Annotated in this window: 13 protein-coding genes and 1 pseudogene; 10 read left to right on the top strand and 4 right to left on the bottom strand. The window is 70.0% G+C overall.

The features are described 5' to 3' along the window. The first annotated feature begins 5 nt into the window (after positions 1–5). The 5 genes from ACN9M0_RS27930 to ACN9M0_RS27910 are packed head-to-tail and all read left to right on the top strand — an operon-like array spanning position 6 to position 5316. On the top strand, positions 6–1301 hold the full coding sequence (locus ACN9M0_RS27930; RefSeq protein WP_399698923.1) for a hypothetical protein: 1296 nt from the start codon (positions 6–8) through the stop codon (positions 1299–1301). Further along, the gene (locus ACN9M0_RS27925; protein WP_399698921.1) at positions 1298–2245 is read left to right on the top strand and encodes a glycosyltransferase family 2 protein; all 948 of its coding nucleotides are present in this window, start codon (positions 1298–1300) and stop codon (positions 2243–2245) included. The genes ACN9M0_RS27930 and ACN9M0_RS27925 overlap by 4 nt, the downstream gene beginning before the upstream one ends. Next, positions 2242–3441: a polysaccharide pyruvyl transferase family protein gene (locus tag ACN9M0_RS27920; protein WP_426404385.1), complete on the top strand. Its 1200-nt coding sequence runs from the start codon at positions 2242–2244 to the stop codon at positions 3439–3441. The genes ACN9M0_RS27925 and ACN9M0_RS27920 overlap by 4 nt, the downstream gene beginning before the upstream one ends. Further along, positions 3438–3989, top strand: coding sequence for a dTDP-4-dehydrorhamnose 3,5-epimerase (gene rfbC, locus ACN9M0_RS27915; RefSeq protein WP_366039210.1), 552 nt, complete (start codon positions 3438–3440; stop codon positions 3987–3989). The genes ACN9M0_RS27920 and rfbC overlap by 4 nt, the downstream gene beginning before the upstream one ends. Before the next feature lie 7 nt (positions 3990–3996). Next, entirely contained in the window at positions 3997–5316 is a 1320-nt protein-coding gene (locus ACN9M0_RS27910) for a glutamate-1-semialdehyde 2,1-aminomutase (RefSeq protein WP_426404384.1), read from the top strand. Between the two features lie 7 nt (positions 5317–5323). Here the strand turns inward: ACN9M0_RS27910 and ACN9M0_RS27905 are convergent, their stop codons facing one another. After that, entirely contained in the window at positions 5324–5971 is a 648-nt protein-coding gene (locus tag ACN9M0_RS27905; RefSeq protein WP_399698915.1) for a phosphatase PAP2 family protein, read from the bottom strand. Between the two features lie 412 nt (positions 5972–6383). Between ACN9M0_RS27905 and ACN9M0_RS27900 the strand changes: the two genes are divergently transcribed. After that, complete coding sequence (locus ACN9M0_RS27900; RefSeq protein WP_426404383.1) at positions 6384–6941, top strand: hypothetical protein; 558 nt, start codon at positions 6384–6386, stop codon at positions 6939–6941. Between the two features lie 56 nt (positions 6942–6997). On the opposite strand, the gene ACN9M0_RS27895 is transcribed toward ACN9M0_RS27900, so the two are convergent. Continuing rightward, positions 6998–7324 (bottom strand): hypothetical protein, encoded by a 327-nt coding sequence (locus ACN9M0_RS27895; protein ID WP_426404382.1) that lies wholly within the window; start codon positions 7322–7324, stop codon positions 6998–7000. Positions 7325–7826: 502 nt separating this feature from the next. Between ACN9M0_RS27895 and ACN9M0_RS27890 the strand changes: the two genes are divergently transcribed. The 3 genes from ACN9M0_RS27890 (at position 7827) to ACN9M0_RS27880 (ending at position 12217) form a co-directional block, all read left to right on the top strand. After that, the gene (locus ACN9M0_RS27890; protein ID WP_426404381.1) at positions 7827–9509 is read left to right on the top strand and encodes an SWIM zinc finger family protein; all 1683 of its coding nucleotides are present in this window, start codon (positions 7827–7829) and stop codon (positions 9507–9509) included. A gap of 519 nt (positions 9510–10028) precedes the next feature. Continuing rightward, positions 10029–11891, top strand: a complete 1863-nt coding sequence (locus ACN9M0_RS27885) for a DNA/RNA helicase domain-containing protein (protein WP_426404380.1) — start codon at positions 10029–10031, stop codon at positions 11889–11891. A 197-nt stretch (positions 11892–12088) separates the two neighbouring features. Further along, complete coding sequence (locus ACN9M0_RS27880; protein ID WP_426404379.1) at positions 12089–12217, top strand: DUF6408 family protein; 129 nt, start codon at positions 12089–12091, stop codon at positions 12215–12217. 54 nt (positions 12218–12271) lie between these two features. On the opposite strand, the gene ACN9M0_RS27875 is transcribed toward ACN9M0_RS27880, so the two are convergent. Next, entirely contained in the window at positions 12272–14410 is a 2139-nt protein-coding gene (locus tag ACN9M0_RS27875; protein ID WP_426405331.1) for a DUF2075 domain-containing protein, read from the bottom strand. A 246-nt stretch (positions 14411–14656) separates the two neighbouring features. On the opposite strand from ACN9M0_RS27875, the pseudogene ACN9M0_RS27870 reads away from it, so the two are divergent. Then, positions 14657–14851 (top strand): annotated as a pseudogene (locus tag ACN9M0_RS27870) (transposase); the annotation flags it as partial. A gap of 271 nt (positions 14852–15122) precedes the next feature. On the opposite strand, the gene ACN9M0_RS27865 reads toward ACN9M0_RS27870, so the two are convergent. Beyond that, a complete protein-coding gene (locus tag ACN9M0_RS27865) occupies positions 15123–16442 on the bottom strand; it encodes a class I SAM-dependent RNA methyltransferase (protein ID WP_426404378.1) in 1320 nt (439 codons plus the stop codon). Positions 16443–16469: the final 27 nt, after the last annotated feature.

Raw genomic sequence — 16469 nt, 5'->3', positions numbered from 1 at the left:
CGCCGATGACCACCGAGGGGGAGAAGACGAGGGCACCGGCGGACCGGCGGTCCGGCAGACGGGCCATGGCCGGCCGGCTGTCCTGGGGGCTGGCCGACCAGGCGGCCTCCAGCATGACCAACTTCGCGGTGGGCATCTACGTGGCCCGCTCGCTGGGGCTGGCCGCGTTCGGTGTGTTCAGCCTGGCCTGGGTGACGTACGGCGTGGTGCTCAACGTCTCCCGCGGCCTCGCCACCGACCCGCTGGTGGTGCGTTTCAGCGCCGTGCCGACCGCGACCTGGCGCACGGCGGTGGCCCGGTCGTCGGGCGCCGCGCTCGGCGTCGGTACCGTCATCGGCGCGGTGTGCCTGCTGGTCGGTCTCGCCCTCGGCGGCAGCGTGGGGCCCGCGTTCGCCTGCCTCGGCATCGCCCTTCCGGCGCTGTTGCTGCAGGATGCCTGGCGGTTCGCGTTCTTCGCCGCCGGCAGCGGGCAGAAGGCGTTCGCCAACGACCTCGTGTGGGGCGTCGCGCTCGTCCCCGCCATGGTCGTGGCGGCCCGCGTGGGCAGCGTGGCCGCCTTCCTGCTCGCCTGGGGGGCGTCCGCCGCGGTGGCGGCGGGATACGGCTTCCTCCAGTCCGGCATCCGGCCCCGGATGGGCACGGCTCCCGGCTGGCTCCGCGAGCAGCGCGACCTCGGTTCCCGGTACCTCGTCGAGAACGTCAGCCTCAGCGGCGCGGGCCAGCTGCGGGCCTACGGGCTCGGCGCGCTCGCCGGGGTCGGCGCGGTGGGTGCGGTCCGGGGCGCCGAGCTCCTCCTCGGACCGTTCCTCGCGCTGCTCATGGGCCTTTCGCTCGTCACCGTCGCGGAGGCGGCCCGGGTCCTCAAGCAGGCCCCGCACCGGCTCGGCACGTTCTGCCTCGCGCTGGGCGGCGGGCAGGCCGCCGCCGCGGTGCTCTGGGGCGCGGCGCTGCTCCTCGTACCGGACCGGCTGGGCGAGTTCGTGCTCGGCGGCGTCTGGCACTCCGCCGCGCAGCTCATCGTGCCGGCGACGCTCGGCGTCGCGGGCGCCGGCCTCGGCACCGGTGCGGCGGCCGGGCTGCGCGCGCTCGGCGCGGCCCGGCGCAGCCTGCGCGCCCAGCTGTTCGCCTCCGTCTGCTACGCCGGCGGCGGGCTCGGCGGTGCGGCCGCGGCCGGCGCGGTCGGCTCCGCCTGGGGCGTCGCCGCCGCGACGCTGGGCAGCTCGACCGTGTGGTGGCTGCAGCTGCGGTCCGCCCTGCGCGAGCGCCACCGGAACTCCATCCCCGAAGTGAGGACCTCATGACCGCCCGACCCAGGCTGACCATCGGCCTGCCCGTGTACAACGGCGAGGAGTACCTCGCCGAATCGCTCGACGCCCTGCTCGGCCAGACCTACGGGGACTTCGAGCTGGTCATCTCCGACAACGCCTCGACCGACGGGACCCAGGACATCTCCCGCGAGTACGCCGCGAAGGACGCGCGCGTCCGCTACCTCCGGCTGACCAGGAACGTCGGCGCCACGCCGAACCACAACCGGGTGTTCGCCGAATGCCGCACCGAGCTGTTCAAGTGGGCCTCGCACGACGACCTGTACGCCCGGGACCTGCTGCGGCGCTGCGTGGAGGCGCTCGACGAGCGGCCGGACGTGATCCTCGCCCATGCCGACCAGGCGGTCATCGACGCCGACGGCCAGGTGAAGGTGCCGTACGAGTACGCGCTCGCCACCGCCTCTCCGCGCCCGCCGGTCCGCTTCCGCAGCATGCTGTTCGAGCCCGGCGGCGACGACTTCTACGGCGTGATACGGGCCGACGTGCTGCGGCGGGTGAAGCCGATGGACAGCTACCACCACGCGGACCGCACGTTCGTCTCCGAGATCGGCCTGCACGGGCCCTTCCACCAGGTGCCGGAGCTGCTGTACTTCCGCCGCGACCACCCGACCCGCGCCGAGCGGGCGAACCCGTCCAAGCGCTCCCGGTGCGTCAACCTGGACCCGCGCCGGGCGGGCCGCCTGCACCCGACGCCCCGGCTGCTCGCCGAGTACGTCTGGGGCTTCGTCGACGCGATCCGGCGGGCGCCGCTGTCCGCGGCCGACCGCCGCGCCTGCTACCGCCACCTGGTCGAGTGGGCGGCCAGCCGGGCCCGGCCGAGCGCCGGCGAGCGGGTCGAGGACCGCGCGCCGGTCGACCCGGCCAAGCTCACCGTCTCCGTCGACGAGCTGGTGGCGGGACGCGAAGGACGGCGGCCATGACGTCCGTGCGAGTCGGGGTCTTCGGCCTGCTCGGCTCCGGCAACCTCGGCAACGACGGATCGCTCGAAGCCGTCCTCGGGTACCTGCGCGCCGAACACCCGGAGGCGGTCGTCGACGCGCTGTGCGGCGGACCCGAGGCCGTCACGTCCCGGTTCGGGATCCCCGCGACGCGGCTGCACTGGTACCGCGGGGAGTACCGGACCGCCTCGCGCGCGGGCGCGGTCGCGGGCAAGGGTCTGGGCAAGCTCGTCGACGTCGTCCGCACCGCCGCCTGGGTGCGCCGGCACGACGTGGTGATCGTGCCGGGCATGGGCGTCCTGGAGGCCACCCTGCCGCTGCGGCCCTGGGGCTTCCCGTACGCGCTGTTCCTGCTCTGCGCGGGCGGCCGGCTGACCGGCACCCCGGTCGCGCTGGTCGGCGTCGGCGCCGCCCCGATCCGCAACCGGCCGACCCGGGCCCTGGTGCGCTGGTCGGCGCGGCTCGCCGCGTACCGCTCGTACCGGGACGGCCAGTCCCGCGACGCGATGCGGGCGATGGGCGTGGACACCGCGCGCGACGCGGTCCACCCGGACCTCGCGTTCGCCCTGCCGGCGCCGCCGTCGAGCGTGCCCTCGCGCGCGCCGGGCCCGGTCTGCGTCGGCGTCATGGCCTTCCACGGAGGCAACGACGACCGCGCCCGGGCCGAGGAGATCCACCGGCGCTACCTCGACGGGACGATCCGTTTCGTCCGCGCGCTGGTCGAGGAGGGCAGGCCGGTCCGGCTGCTCACCGGCGACGACGTCGACGCGCCGGTCGTCGCCGCGATCCTCGACGCGGTGGACTCGCCGCTGGTCACCGCCGCGGAGACGTCCTCGCTCGCCGACCTGATGAAGGAGATGGCGGCCGCCGACACCGCGGTGGCGATCCGGTATCACAACCTGATCTGCGCGCTGAAGACCGGAACTCCGGTGCTCGCGGTCACCTACGCGGCGAAGAGCGACGCGCTCATGGCCGGGATGGGCCTCGGCGAGTACTGCCACCCGGCACGCGAGCTGGACGCGGACCGGCTGCTGGAACAGTTCCGAACCCTGGAGAAGCGATCGCCCGAACTGCGCCAGACCCTCACCGAGCGGAACCGGGCAGCGGCACACCAACTGACCGACCACCTGACCACCTTGACGACGACCCTGTTCCCCGCCCACCGGAAGGCCACATGAAAGCGACCGAAGTCCCGGAGATCGCCGGCGCGTACCTGTTCGCGCCGACGCCGTACGCCGACGAGCGCGGCTTCTTCAGCCGCACCTTCGACGCGGACGTGGTCCGCTCGGTGGGCCTCGACCCGTACGCCTTCGTCCAGGACAGCCTGTCCCGCTCGGTCCGCGGGGTCCTGCGCGGCCTGCACCTGCGCTCCGGCGAGGGCGAGGCGAAGCTGGTGCGCTGCTCGTACGGTCGCATCTTCGACGTCGTGGTGGACCTGCGCCCGGACTCCCCGACGTACCGCAACGTGGCCACCTTCCACCTCTCCGACGAGACGCAGGCGACCCTGTACATCCCGGCGGGCTGCGCGCACGGCTTCCAGGCGCTCACCGAGACCGCGGACACCTCGTACCGGATCGACCGCCCGCACGATCCGGCCGAGGACGTGACGATCGCCTTCGACGACCCGGAGCTCGCCATCCCCTGGCCGCTGCCGGTCACGTCGATGTCCCAGCGGGACCGGGAGGCGCCGAGCCTCGCCGAGGTCCTGAAGCGCGAAGCGAAGTGAGGTCGGCGTGAACACCGAAGAGTTCGAACTCCCCAGGTCCCGGGAGGCGAACGAGCGCCTCCACACCCTGATCCCCGGGGGCGCGCACACCTACGCCAAGGGCGACGACCAGTATCCCGAGCACCTGGCCCCGGTCATCAGCCACGGCCGGGGCGCCCATGTGTGGGACGTCGACGGCAACCGGTACGTCGAGTACGGCTCCGGCCTGCGGTCGGTCAGTCTCGGCCACGCACACCCGCGCGTCGTCGAGGCGGTGCGGCGGGAGATCGACCGCGGCGGCAACTTCGTCCGGCCGTCCATCGTGGAGGTCGAGGCGGCGGAACGCTTCCTGGCCACGGTGCCGACCGCCGAGATGGTGAAGTTCGCGAAGAACGGATCCGACGCCACCACCGCCGCGGTACGCCTCGCCCGCGCCGTCACCGGGCGCCCGCGGGTGGCGCTCTGCGCCGACCATCCCTTCTTCTCCACCGACGACTGGTTCATCGGCACCACGCCGATGTCCGCGGGAATCCCGGCCACCGACCTCACGGTGACGTTCCCCTACGGAGACCTGCCCGCCACGGAGGAACTCCTCTCGCGGTACGAGGGCGAGATCGCCTGTCTGATCCTCGAACCGGCCACCCACACCGAGCCCGCGCCCGGCTACCTCGCGGGCCTCCGTGAACTCGCGGACCGGCACGGTTGCGTCCTGGTCTTCGACGAGATGATCACCGGTTTCCGCTGGTCCGAGGCGGGCGCCCAGGGTCTGTACGGGGTCGTCCCCGACCTCTCCACGTTCGGCAAGGCGCTGGGCAACGGCTTCGCCGTCTCGGCTCTGGCCGGGCGCCGGGAGCTGATGGAGCGGGGCGGGCTGCGTCACTCCGGCGACAGGGTGTTCCTCCTCTCCACCACACACGGCGCGGAGACGCACTCCCTGGCGGCCGCGATGGCCGTACAGACCACCTACACCGAGGAGGGCGTCACCGCGCGCCTCCACGCCCTCGGCGAGCGCCTGGCCGCCGGCGTCCGCGACGCCGCGGCCTCCATGGGCGTCGCCGAGCACCTCGTCGTCCGCGGCCGCCCCAGCAACCTGGTCTTCGCCACCCTCGACGAGAACGGGCAGCCGTCGCAGGAGTACCGCACGCTGTTCCTGCGCCGGCTCCTCGCGGGCGGGGTGCTGGCCCCGTCGTTCGTGGTGAGCAGCGCGCTCGACGACGCCGACATCGACCACACCGTCGACGTGGTGGCGGAGGCGTGCGCCGTGTACCGGAAGGCGCTGGACGCGACCGACCCCACGCCGTGGCTTGCGGGCCGGCCGGTGAAGCCCGTGTTCCGGCGCCTGGCCTGACAGGGCCTCACCGACGGGAGTCGGCGACCCGATCGACGAGCCACGCGGTCGCCGGCACCACCGCCAACGCGGTGCACCAGCCGCCGAGGACGTCGGTCGGGTAGTGCGCACTCAGAAGGACCTGCGCCCAGCCCATGACGCCACCGGCGACCAGGGCGGCGACCAGCACGAACAACGTCCCGGCCGCCCGGCCGAAGCCGAACCGGCCGGTCAGGACGAGGGTCACCACGAGGGCGAACGCGGTGAGGAAGGCGGTGTGCCCGCTGGGGAAGGACAGGTTGTCGGCGCCGTGGATGGTGCGCCCCACCACGGACTTGAGCAACGTCGTCGCCCCCACGGCCACGCCGACCCCGACAGGGACGAGCACCGCGGCCCGGGGACGCCGCAGCAACAGACAACCGACCACGGCGACGGCGACCAGCGCCGTCGCCCCCACGGGCTCCCCCAAGAAGTCCATGGCCAGGGCGATATCGCGCCACGACGCACTCGCACCGTCCACGGCCGCCCCGACGCGCGTGTCCACCATGCCGGGCTCGCCGTCACCGGCGTAGCGAACCCCGAGCACGCCGACCGCCGACGCGGCGAGGACGGCGATCACCCCGAACCACAGGCGCAGCACCGAAGGCAGCACCCCGGACACCGACGGCCCGGTCACCCACCCACCGCGCCCGGCCGACCTACAGGGTGGCGCCACGCCACGCGCCACACCCCCTCAGAGACCACCCGACAGATGCGACCCACCTCCCCCTCCAAGCCCCCGCCACAAGGCTAGCTCGCCACCCAGGCCCCCTGATCCGAATGGCGGGAACACATAAGCCAGTTCGGGAAGCAGGCGCCCCACCGAACGCACATGCCGGACGGCACATCACCCCAGGGCGGCATCGAGCAGCGTTTCGCGAGGAGGCCGAGGGCGCGTTCGGCCGTCGCCGGAGCCATGCTCGTGGTGGTATGCGGCGGGGGCCGCCTTCGCCGGCCCAGGGCGCGGCGACGGGAAGCAGCTCCTCGCCCTGGCCGCTCCGGCGAAGGCCGACAGATGAGGGGCACCCCGTGTCGGAAGGAGGTACTCGATGACGCACGACACCAACGACATCCGGACCACCTTCGTGTTCTACGCCCCGGAACGGGAGCCGCACGCCTGGGCCCTCGACCTCACCGGATTGGGCGAAGCCCTGAGGGAACCCTTCCCGGAAGTCCGCCACAAGGTCCGCCAGGACCGCACGCACCAGGGCGAGCCGTACCTCTCCTTCTGGGCGGGCACCGAGTACGACGGCACCGCCACCGTGACCGGCAGGGACTGCGTGATGCTGACCGACACCACGGCGGGCGAGGCAGCCACATTCCTGCTCTGGCTACGTGACAGCTACCTGCCCGCACCCGACCTCATCCGCTTCAGCAGCGAGCCGGCGGTGGAACGGGGCATCGAGACGGACTGGCACCTGCCTGCAGACGGCGACGCCTGGCGATTGGCCGACGAACTCCGCCACCACCTGGCCGTCGTGCACGGTGAGGGCGAGCCCGCAAGCGTCGAGGTACTCACGGACCACGGCCCGGGATTGGAGGCGCGCACGACCGACAGCGCCGGCTGCGCGCCGGCACGGCGGCCCCGACCGGCCACACGAACCTGACCGGACACGAGGGGAGCGCACCAGCCGCGCTTGGACAGGGGCCCGCCTCCTCGGCGTCAGTCGTCCGGGTTGCTGAAATCAGGGTCGAGCGCCGGGCCCGTCGGCGGCGGACCGGCGTTGGCGAGTTCCTGGCTCATGTACTCGGTCCGAATCTGGTTCGTCGACATCTTCTCCCAGCCCTCGGGAAGCTTGAGGCCGGCATCGGCAAGGGACCTCTCCCACTTGGCGACCAACGCCTGCCGCGTACGAGGGATCTCATCAGCCGGCGGCCTGCCGCTGACCGTCACCCCCGACGACGGCTCGATCAGCTCGAGCCCCGTCACCGCGGTCCCCACACCGAGCAGGAAGGCTGCTGCTACGGACAACCACGCCTTTCGCCCCACCCCACTTCCCTCCTCCATACCGATCCGGCTGTGACGAAGGAGCGTACCGACACCGCCCAGTTGACTTCCGAGCACGTCAGCGCCGCGCGGAAGTGACGTTGCTGACGAAGGATTCAAACGAAGAAGCAGCCCCGCGTCGCCACCGCCACGCCGCCCGCGAGACCGAGGTCAGCTCTCAAAACACCAGCTCAGGCGTCCCTCTTCACTGGCTCAAGGATCGCCACGCACTCCACGTGGTGCGTCATCGTTTACACGTCGCAAGGGTGCCTCTGCGATAAGGGAGCTGGCCAGAGGCTGTTTACCAGCTCCCACGTGGCCTCCTTGGGGCCCCGAGCGTTAAACGAGCGTCACGAACTCACCACCATTTCTCGATGTCGGCCACAGCACTCGCCGTCAACTGAGTCTGCTGCCGAACGGAGGGCCGACAGTCTCCGTTCGGCAGGCGACTGATGCTCTTCTCGACCTGTCTGCGCAAGGTCCCCGATCCCGTTGAATGGGAGCCATGAGCAACACCCTGGGATTCGGAAGGGACGATCTGCGCCGACTGGCTGGGGCCCGGTCGTTCGATCGCGGCATCGGATACCTGTCGTGCGTGTCCGCCCTGGAGATCGGAGAGAGGACGATCACCGCAACAGTCGACGGCACCGACGTCTACGAGGTCGAGCTGACGGAGCACGAGGACGGCCTCACCGGATGCTGTGACTGCCCCTACGGGCAGGAAGGCAACTTCTGCAAGCATTGTGTGGCAGTGGGCCTGGCCGTCCTACAGCAATCGGAGTCGGTACCGAAGCACCGTGCTGCCGCCGCATCCCGCGGCCGGCAGCTGAGCACCTGGCTGGAGACCCGCAGCCGGGACGAACTCCTGGCCTTGGTGAAGGAGCACATTGCGGCCGACCGCGATCTGCGCCATCGGCTGGAGCTCCGGGCGTCCGCCGCTGGCGGCGATCCCAGTGCTCTACGGGAGCGCATCCTGGCTCTGCTCGACACACGGCCCTTCGCTCGGTACGGCTACGTCGAGTATGCGGACGCCCGCGCCTACGGACTCCAGGCCGCGGAGGCGGTATCCGCTCTGCGCACGCTGACGGAGACCGGGAGGGCGACGGAGGCCGTGGAAGTGGCACGGGACGCAATCGAAGCCCTCGCCCTGGCGTACGGCGAGATCGACGATTCGGACGGCGCCATTGGCGACGTGGCCAGCGGACTGGCCGCAGCCCATCTGGAGGCCTGTCTGGTGTCCCACCCCGATCCGGAGCAGACCGCCGACTGGCTGGTGGATCACCACCTGAGTGACCTGAGCCACGCCACGGACATCCGCTTGTCCGAATACGCGGACGTCCTGAACGCTGCGGGCCTGGCACGAGCACACGATCGGGCCGCGGGGGCCCTGCGCGAGAACCCCAAGGACTGGACCGCGAAAGACCTCATGGAACAACTCCTGCGCATGGAGGGCAGTGTGGACGCGCTGATCGCCCTCCACGCAGCGGACCTGGCCCCGTCGGGCGCCACTCAGCTGCTGATCGCCCAGGAGCTGGAACGGGCGGGCCGCCCGGCCGAAGCCCTGGAGTGGGCGGAGCGCGGCCTGCGTGAGGCCGACCCGGACCACGGCCCGGAGACCCGCCTGGTGGACTTCGCATGCGAACGCTACATCCGGGCCGGACACCTGACCGATGTGGTGCGGATCCGTCGTGAGGTACTGCTCCACCACCGATCCCTGGCCGCCTACCAGCACCTGCGTACGGCAGCCCGCGCAGCCAGCTGCTGGGACGAGACCGAGCGAACCCGGGCACTGGACGCGCTCCGCGCAGATACCCGGCCCCGCGAGAGCCTCGGACGCCCAGGCTCTGCCCTGGTCGACGCCTTGCTGGACGACGGCGACCACGACGCGGCCTGGGATGCGGCCACCGAAGGCTACGCCGACGGCGGACAATGGCTCGCCCTCGCCGACCGCAGCCGGGAACACCGCCCCGCCGAGGCCTTGGCCGTCTACCTGCGCCTGATCAACCCGCTCCTCACCCGCACCGGCGACGCCACGTACGAGCGTTTGATCGAACTCCTGATCAGCGTTCGTACCTGCCACCGCGCCCTCGGCACGGAGGACACGTTCACCACTTACATGACCGCCCTGCGCACCGACCAGAAACGCAAACGAAAGCTGGCGGCGCTGCTCGACCACCACGGGCTATAGCTCTCGCCTGCGGATACCGCAACCACGTCCTTCCGGACCTCGGCGGTGAGCTCGGCCGGTGGGAGTCCGGGGCGTGGCGGTAGATTCCAGACCGGCGTCAATGCGTTCTGGGCTTCCGGCCAAAGCCGAGAGTAGGCGCCCACCGCGTGCGGCCGGGTCTGCAGGACAGGTATGTACAGCGGTCCAGCCATGGCGGCTCCCCCTTCGGCGCTACCCTCGACCTACCTCTCCGGGCTCCGGACTGAGCTCGTCACGCACTGGGAAAAGAGCTCTGTTTCAGCCATCTGCCGAGCCGCCACAGAAGTACCTGATCCAGTGCGCCACCCTTCCGGAATGCCGTGAGCAACCTTGAGCCCTCGGTCCGGATCGTGACTTTCGGCCTGGCTGCTTGATCACGCACTGTCATAAGATGGCAAGAACAATCTCAGCGGCCCGCCGGGCTTCCGCTCCACCTCACGTGGAACCGAAGGACATGCCCCCACCCGCACGAGCTACTCCGTGCTGCCTGGGGGCGATTCCTTGCTGTTCCGTGAGTCCGCGGCGTCCTTGGCCAACCGCACCCGCCTCGAAGGCCGGCTAGCGGAACTCCTGAGCGAGAACTTCCTGCACAGGCACGGCCACAAGCCGCACGCTGCGGAGGTTCGCTCCTGGGAGCGGAGCATCCCCGCACTCACCCACGCTCTGGTCGAAGCAGGTCTCGGTGAGGTCGAGATGCTGCTGGAGTACGGGCTGCCGCTGACGAGCAAGCGCGCGGACGTGATATTGGCCGGCGTCCATCCGGTGTCCGGCGAGCCGTCGTACGTCATCGTGGAACTCAAGCAGTGGAGCGAGGCCCACCCGGTGGATGAAGATCCACTGCGGTGCAGTGTGCCCTCCTACCGCGAGCCCGTACTGAACCCCATCGAGCAGGTTCGCGGTTACTGCGACTACCTTGTCTCATTCAACGGGGCTCTCGAACAGAATCCCGACTCCGTCACTGGAGTGGCCTTCCTGCACAACGCGACCGAGTTCGGGGTCGCCGGGCTGCGTGAGGTCGAGGAGGACCGCCGCGGTCGCATGTTCACCGGCGATCAGCGTGGCGCGTTCCTCGACTACCTGCGTTCGAGGCTGGCCGCGAAGCCTGGCGCTGCCGCCGCCGACGACCTCCTGCAGGCCAGGGTCCGGCCGTCCAGGCAGCTGATGGCCGTGGCCGCCGACGAGGTCCGCGACCGGGAGCAGTTCGTGCTGCTGGACGAGCAGCGGCTCGCCTACGAGACGGTGATGGCGGCGGTCCGCAAGGCGCGCCGCTCCAACCGCAAGCAGGTGGTTGTCGTGACGGGCGGGCCCGGATCCGGCAAGAGCGTGATCGCCCTGTCCGTGCTCGGCGACCTGTACCGGCGCGGCGTGCCTGCCCTCCACGCCACCGGTTCGCAGTCGTTCACGAAGACCATGCGCAAAGTAGCGGGCGCCCGCAAGCCCGAGGTCCAGCGCCTGTTCCGCTACTTCAACAGCTTCATGGAGGCCGAGCCCAACGACATCGACGTGCTCGTCTGCGACGAGGCCCACCGGCTCCGCAAGACCTCCGCCAACCGCTACACCAAGGCCGCCCTGCGTACCGGACGTCCGCAGGTGGCAGAACTGATCGACGCGGCCCGGGTGCCGGTGTTCCTCCTCGACCAGCACCAGGTGGTGCGTCCCGGCGAGATGGGTACCGTCGAACAGATCAGGCAGGCCGCGGCCGACCAGGAAGTGGATTTCACGCTGGTAGAGCTGGACAGCCAGTTCCGGTGCGGAGGCAGCGACGCCTACTTGCTTTGGGTGACCAGTCTCCTGGGCCTGGAGGGCGAGGGACCGATCGAGTGGGAGCCGGACGGCAAGGTGCAGTTGCTGACGGTGGACAGCCCACAGGAATTGGAGGACTTCCTCGGCGAGAAGCGTGCCCAGGGGTACGGCGCCCGGCTTTCCGCCGGCTACTGCTGGAAGTGGACCACTAAGATCACTCCGGCGATGACGAGGCTACCCACGGACGTGGTCATCGGCGACTGGTCAAAGCCGTGGAACCTGTACGGGGACCGATCACTGCTGGGCGCACCGCCGGCTCCGCTCTGGGCCACTGATCCCGCGGGCTTCGGCCAGGTCGGCTGTGTCTACACCGCCCAGGGCTTCGAGTACGACTGGTCGGGCGTGATCATGGGCCCGGACCTGGTCTGGCGGACAGACCGCTGGGTGATCGACCGCACCGCCTCGAAGGACCCCTCCTTCACGAAGGCGACGCCTGACGAGGACATCGACCGCCTGATCCGCAACACGTACAAGGTGCTCCTGACCCGCGGCATGATCGGAACAGTCGTCTACTCGACGGACCGGGAGACCCGCATGAAACTCCGCTCACTGATTCCCTGAGCCACGGGCGCGGTCGACGGATAGCATGATCTCGCTGCGCACCTTCCCGGAGGGTACGAGGCTGCGGTTCATGTACGAGGCCGAACAGGCTGTGAATGAAGGATGGTTGTGCCCGTCGTGTGGCAACACACGACGTGAGCGTGGCTGCCCGGTAGGGTGCCCCCTGCCATTCCTCACTCACACCCTGGAGTGGTCGAATGAACCCCGTCGAGTGCAAGCCTGCGCGTCGTGAATGGATTCGCGAAATCCTGATCGACATCGCGGTCGGAATCGTCTCCAGTCTTCTGGTGACGATGCTGACCGCGGTGGCAGACCTGTTCTTCTGAGCAGGTACGTGGCGGGCCCGGAGAGCCCGCCACTCCACTGTCCGACGGCCGGTGTCAGAAGAGTCGGGGCTCGGAGCCCAACGACTTCCGCCGCTTCCGGTTGCGTCTCCCGTTGGCCCGCGGCAAGTGCGCTGCGCGAGCCTCCTTCGGCAGGTTCAACCAGGTGGGCCGAAGCTCGTGGATCTCCACCGACCCCACCAGCTTCTTCAGATAGGCGCGGGTCTCCTCGTCCGTGGAGTACAGCACCGTTGCGCGGCTCGCGCGGGTCAACAGCACGTGGTACGCCTGCCGGACCAGTCGCGCGAAGTCGTCGTCGTCCACACTGGACGCGCTGACCTTCGGATCGAGCGAACCGGGCAGATCTACGCGCCTGATGTCCGAATCCGGGGCTTCCTTGCGTTCCTTGCCGCGCTGGAACACCCACTGATCGCCACGGCGCACCATGTCGTCGCCCATGATCACCCCGCACCAGTCCCATTCCAGGCCTTGTGCCGTGTAAACGCACCCGATCTGCCCCAGGCCGTTGGGGTGGACGGACCAGATGTCCGACGGCGGCACCCCGTGAGCACAGTAGCTCTCGCTCTTCGCGTTCCAGGGCCTGTGCCAATCTCCGATGCGGACATCGGCTTCCAGGTACTTCTCCTCGCCCGCGGGTTCCGTCCAGGGCCAGCAGTACCCCGCGACCATGCGTGCGGACGCGCCGGCCGAGGCCTCCGTCCGGATGATCCGTTCGAGCTCCTCCGGGGTCTCCGCCACCTCGACGTGCATCAGTCCGTCCGCCCTCCAGGTCTGCGGCTCCTCCTCCGACCTCCAAGGCTTCGCCTCCTCGTCCGTCACGCCCAGGAGGGCACGTACCCAACGGATGTACGAGCCGCTGCCTCCACAGCGGAACTGCTCGCGCAGGCCGTACTCAAGAACGTCGGCGCCGCGGCGTTCGGCCGCATCCTTGATCAACTCAACGGTGCCGACCTCCTTCGGCCGCACGGACTGGCCTTCGTCCAGGAAGAACACCGTCAGGCGTGACGCGTCGAGAAGCTCGTCCACTTGCGGCCCCTTCCCCCACTTCGCCCGCTCCTCCTGCGACCAGAACCGGTTCGTCGAGCGATCGCGCAGACGATGCGCCTCATCGCAGATCAGAACGTCCACCGGTGGCACCGGGGTGTCGACGAAGTTGCTGAAGTAGGTGAAGGTCTCCCTGAACCGCTTGTCCCCGTAGCCGACATGCTCCTGAATGGCCGAATTGAAGGCCCTGCTCCCACTGGCGTACTTCACGGTTCGCCCCTGCGCCTCGAGCTGTGCCTTGATCTGCAGGCCGATCGCACTCTTGCCGGTGCCGGCGCCACCTGTGACCAGGAAGATCACGCGCCTCTCGTCCGGAATCAGCGCGGGGTGCTCCGGGTCGGGAAGGACCTTGGAGGCCGCTTCGAGGATCTGTTCCGCGACCACCTTCTGGCGCCCACGGAGGACGAAAACGGTGTCGTCGCCTCGGGACCAGTTCATGGCGTCGAGTAGCGGTGTATTGCTCAGTCCCATCGTCCGCAACATGGTCGCGGCCTCAGAAGCACCACCCTCGGGCGCGAAGTTTCCCCTGAGAGCATCGAGAAACTGGGCACGTCTGTCGGCCGTGTAGACGTGCGCGTACGCGCCCGTGGGCGCATCCACACCGATCAGCGGACGTACGGAGTCGTCCGTGGCGTTGTGGAGGTAGGCGAACCCGCCGCACTCGAATTCTTCGTTCTCGAAGGGCCCCCGCTCACTCGTGAACGCCTCGTAGTACTCACGCAACTGCAGCGCAGGATGCTTCTTGACACCCAATCCCGGCACATCGACGAGTTCCGCGGTTGCTCGCTCGATCCTGGTCACCGTGGACCATCGCTTCATTTCGACGAGCTGAACGGACGGCCGGTTCTCGTGCGGATGCCTGCCGACCAGCACGACGTCGATGAGCCGGGGTTCCGGACGGTTGGACTCGTCGATGGTGGCAGCACACTCGACGACCATCTCCACGTTCCCGCGGTCTGCGGCTACCAGATCGTTGGCAAGACTGATCAAGCTCTCCGCCCATGCGGAGCGCTCTGTGGCTGAGGCGTCCGCACCTCGGAAACGCTTCCAGCGAGCAGCGAGGTGCGGGACCATATGGCGGCGCGCATGCAAGGTGAGCAGATCTTGCGCCGAGAGCTTCAGCAGGAGCATGGACACGAGGTGGTTCCCCCAAGGCACGAGTAGCTCGTGCGGGTGGGGGCATGTCCTCGCGGGGAAGCCCGTCGGGCCGCAATCGGTTCGGTGATCTTAGAGAAGGCTGCTGCTGCCTGGAAACGCCGCCACGGCCGGCGGCCAGAACCATGGCCATTGTGGCCGGATCGCACCTGCCTGTGCCCCGGGAGCTCCCTGCCCAGTTCGTCTCAGCTGCCGGTCGGCGGGTTCGGTGCTGTCCGGACCATGGGGGCTTCGCCGTGGATCGTGTCGGATGACTTGTGGGAGCGGATCGAGCCGCTTTTGCCGAAGCGGGAGAGGCGGTTCAGGTACCCGGGTCGCAAGCCGGTCCCGGACCGGCAGGTGCAATCCGGGATCCCGCTCGTGCTGCACCCCGGCGTCCAGTGGGAACACCTTCCCCAGGAGCTCGGCTTCGGGTCGGCGTCGGACACCCGGCAAACACGGGCCCCATCAGCCGAGCCAGAGGGTGACGTCGAACCCCGCCCGCCCAATGTGATGGGATTTCAGAACGAGCGTCACACGAGCGTCAAGAACCTGAGGGGCGTGCAGCCACGGCTTGCGCCACCGCTGGCCCCCTTTAAGGAATCCGCCGGTCAGGGCGTGTAGTCGACCAGTCTCGCGCTTCACCCGTTGGAAGGGCGGAAACAGGTGAAGCGGTCAGCGACCAGCACAACATCCCAGGCCAGCCGCCCTACTTAATCGGCTCCAGGATCGCCACACACTCCACGTGGTGCGTCATCGGGAACAGGTCGAACGCGCGCAGGGTGCGGACCTTGTATCCCCGCTCGGCGAAGTACGCGAGGTCTCGGGCCAGGGCGGCCGGGTCGCAGGCCACGTAGGCGATGCGGCGGGCGCCCAGGCCGGCCAGGTGGTGGACCGTCTGCTTGCCGGCGCCCGCGCGGGGCGGGTCCAGGACGATGAGGTCGACCTCGGTGATGCCGGTGCGCGGGAGGACCGACTCGACCTTGCCCTGTTCGATGCGGACGCGCGGGAAGTCCGCCAGGTTGTGGCGGGCGTCCTCCACCGCGCGCTTGCCGGACTCGATGCCGAGGACCGCGCCCTGGTCGCCGACGCGGTCGGCGAGGGCCCCGGCGAAGAGGCCGACGCCGCAGTAGAGGTCGAGGGCCGTCTCGCCCTTGCGGGGGGTCAGGCCCTGCATGACGGCGAGCATGAGGGTCTGCGCGGCCTTCGGGTGGACCTGCCAGAAGCCGCCGCTGCCGACGCGGTAGGTGCGCTCGTCGGCGCGCTCGCGGACGAAGGCGCGGCCGTGGACGCGGTGGACCCCGCCGTCCTTCTCGTCGACGCGCATCACGGAGACCGGCTTGTCCAGTTCCACCAGGGGGAGGCGGGCGCCCGGGCGGGGGGTGAGGATGACCTGGCGGTCGTTCGAGCCCGAGGCGGCGATGGCCTCGATGGAGGCCATGCCCGGCCAGTCGCGCTTCTCGATGCCCAGTTCCGAGACGCCCGCGGCGGCGATCATGCAGTGGTCGATGATCTCGACCTCGTGGGAGCGGTGCTTGCGCAGGCCCGCGTGGCCCTCGGCGTCGACGGCGTACTGGACGCGGGTGCGCCACTGCGGGACCTCGCCCGGGGGGAGCTTGTCGCCCTCGGCCGGCATGACCGTGCCGTCCCAGCCGGCCTCCTCCGGGGTGAGGCCGGCCAGGCGCTGGAGCTGTTCCGCGATGACCTCGCCCTTCAGGCGGCGCTGGGCTCCCGGCTTGGCGTGCTGCCAGTCGCAGCCGCCGCACTTGCCGGGTCCGGCGAAGGGGCAGGGGGCTTCGACGCGGTCCTTGGAGGCGTCCAGGATCTCGATCGCGTCGGCGCGCAGGAAGCGGGAGGTCTCCTCGCCCTCGGTGACGCGCACGCGGACCCGCTCGCCGGGCAGCGCGTGGCGGACGAAGAGGACCCGGCCGGCGTCGGTACGGGCGATGCAGTGGCCGCCGTGGGCCACCGGGCCGACCTCTACCTCGTACTCCGCCCCGACCAGCGACGTAACAGGGGTGTTCTGCATGACCGGGGACTCCAGAGGAAGAAGAGA

This window comes from Streptomyces sp. R-07, assembly GCF_049913175.1.
Taxonomy (GTDB): domain Bacteria; phylum Actinomycetota; class Actinomycetes; order Streptomycetales; family Streptomycetaceae; genus Streptomyces.
Note: the sequence above shows the minus strand (reverse complement) of the source record. Positions and strands in the feature narration are given on the sequence as shown.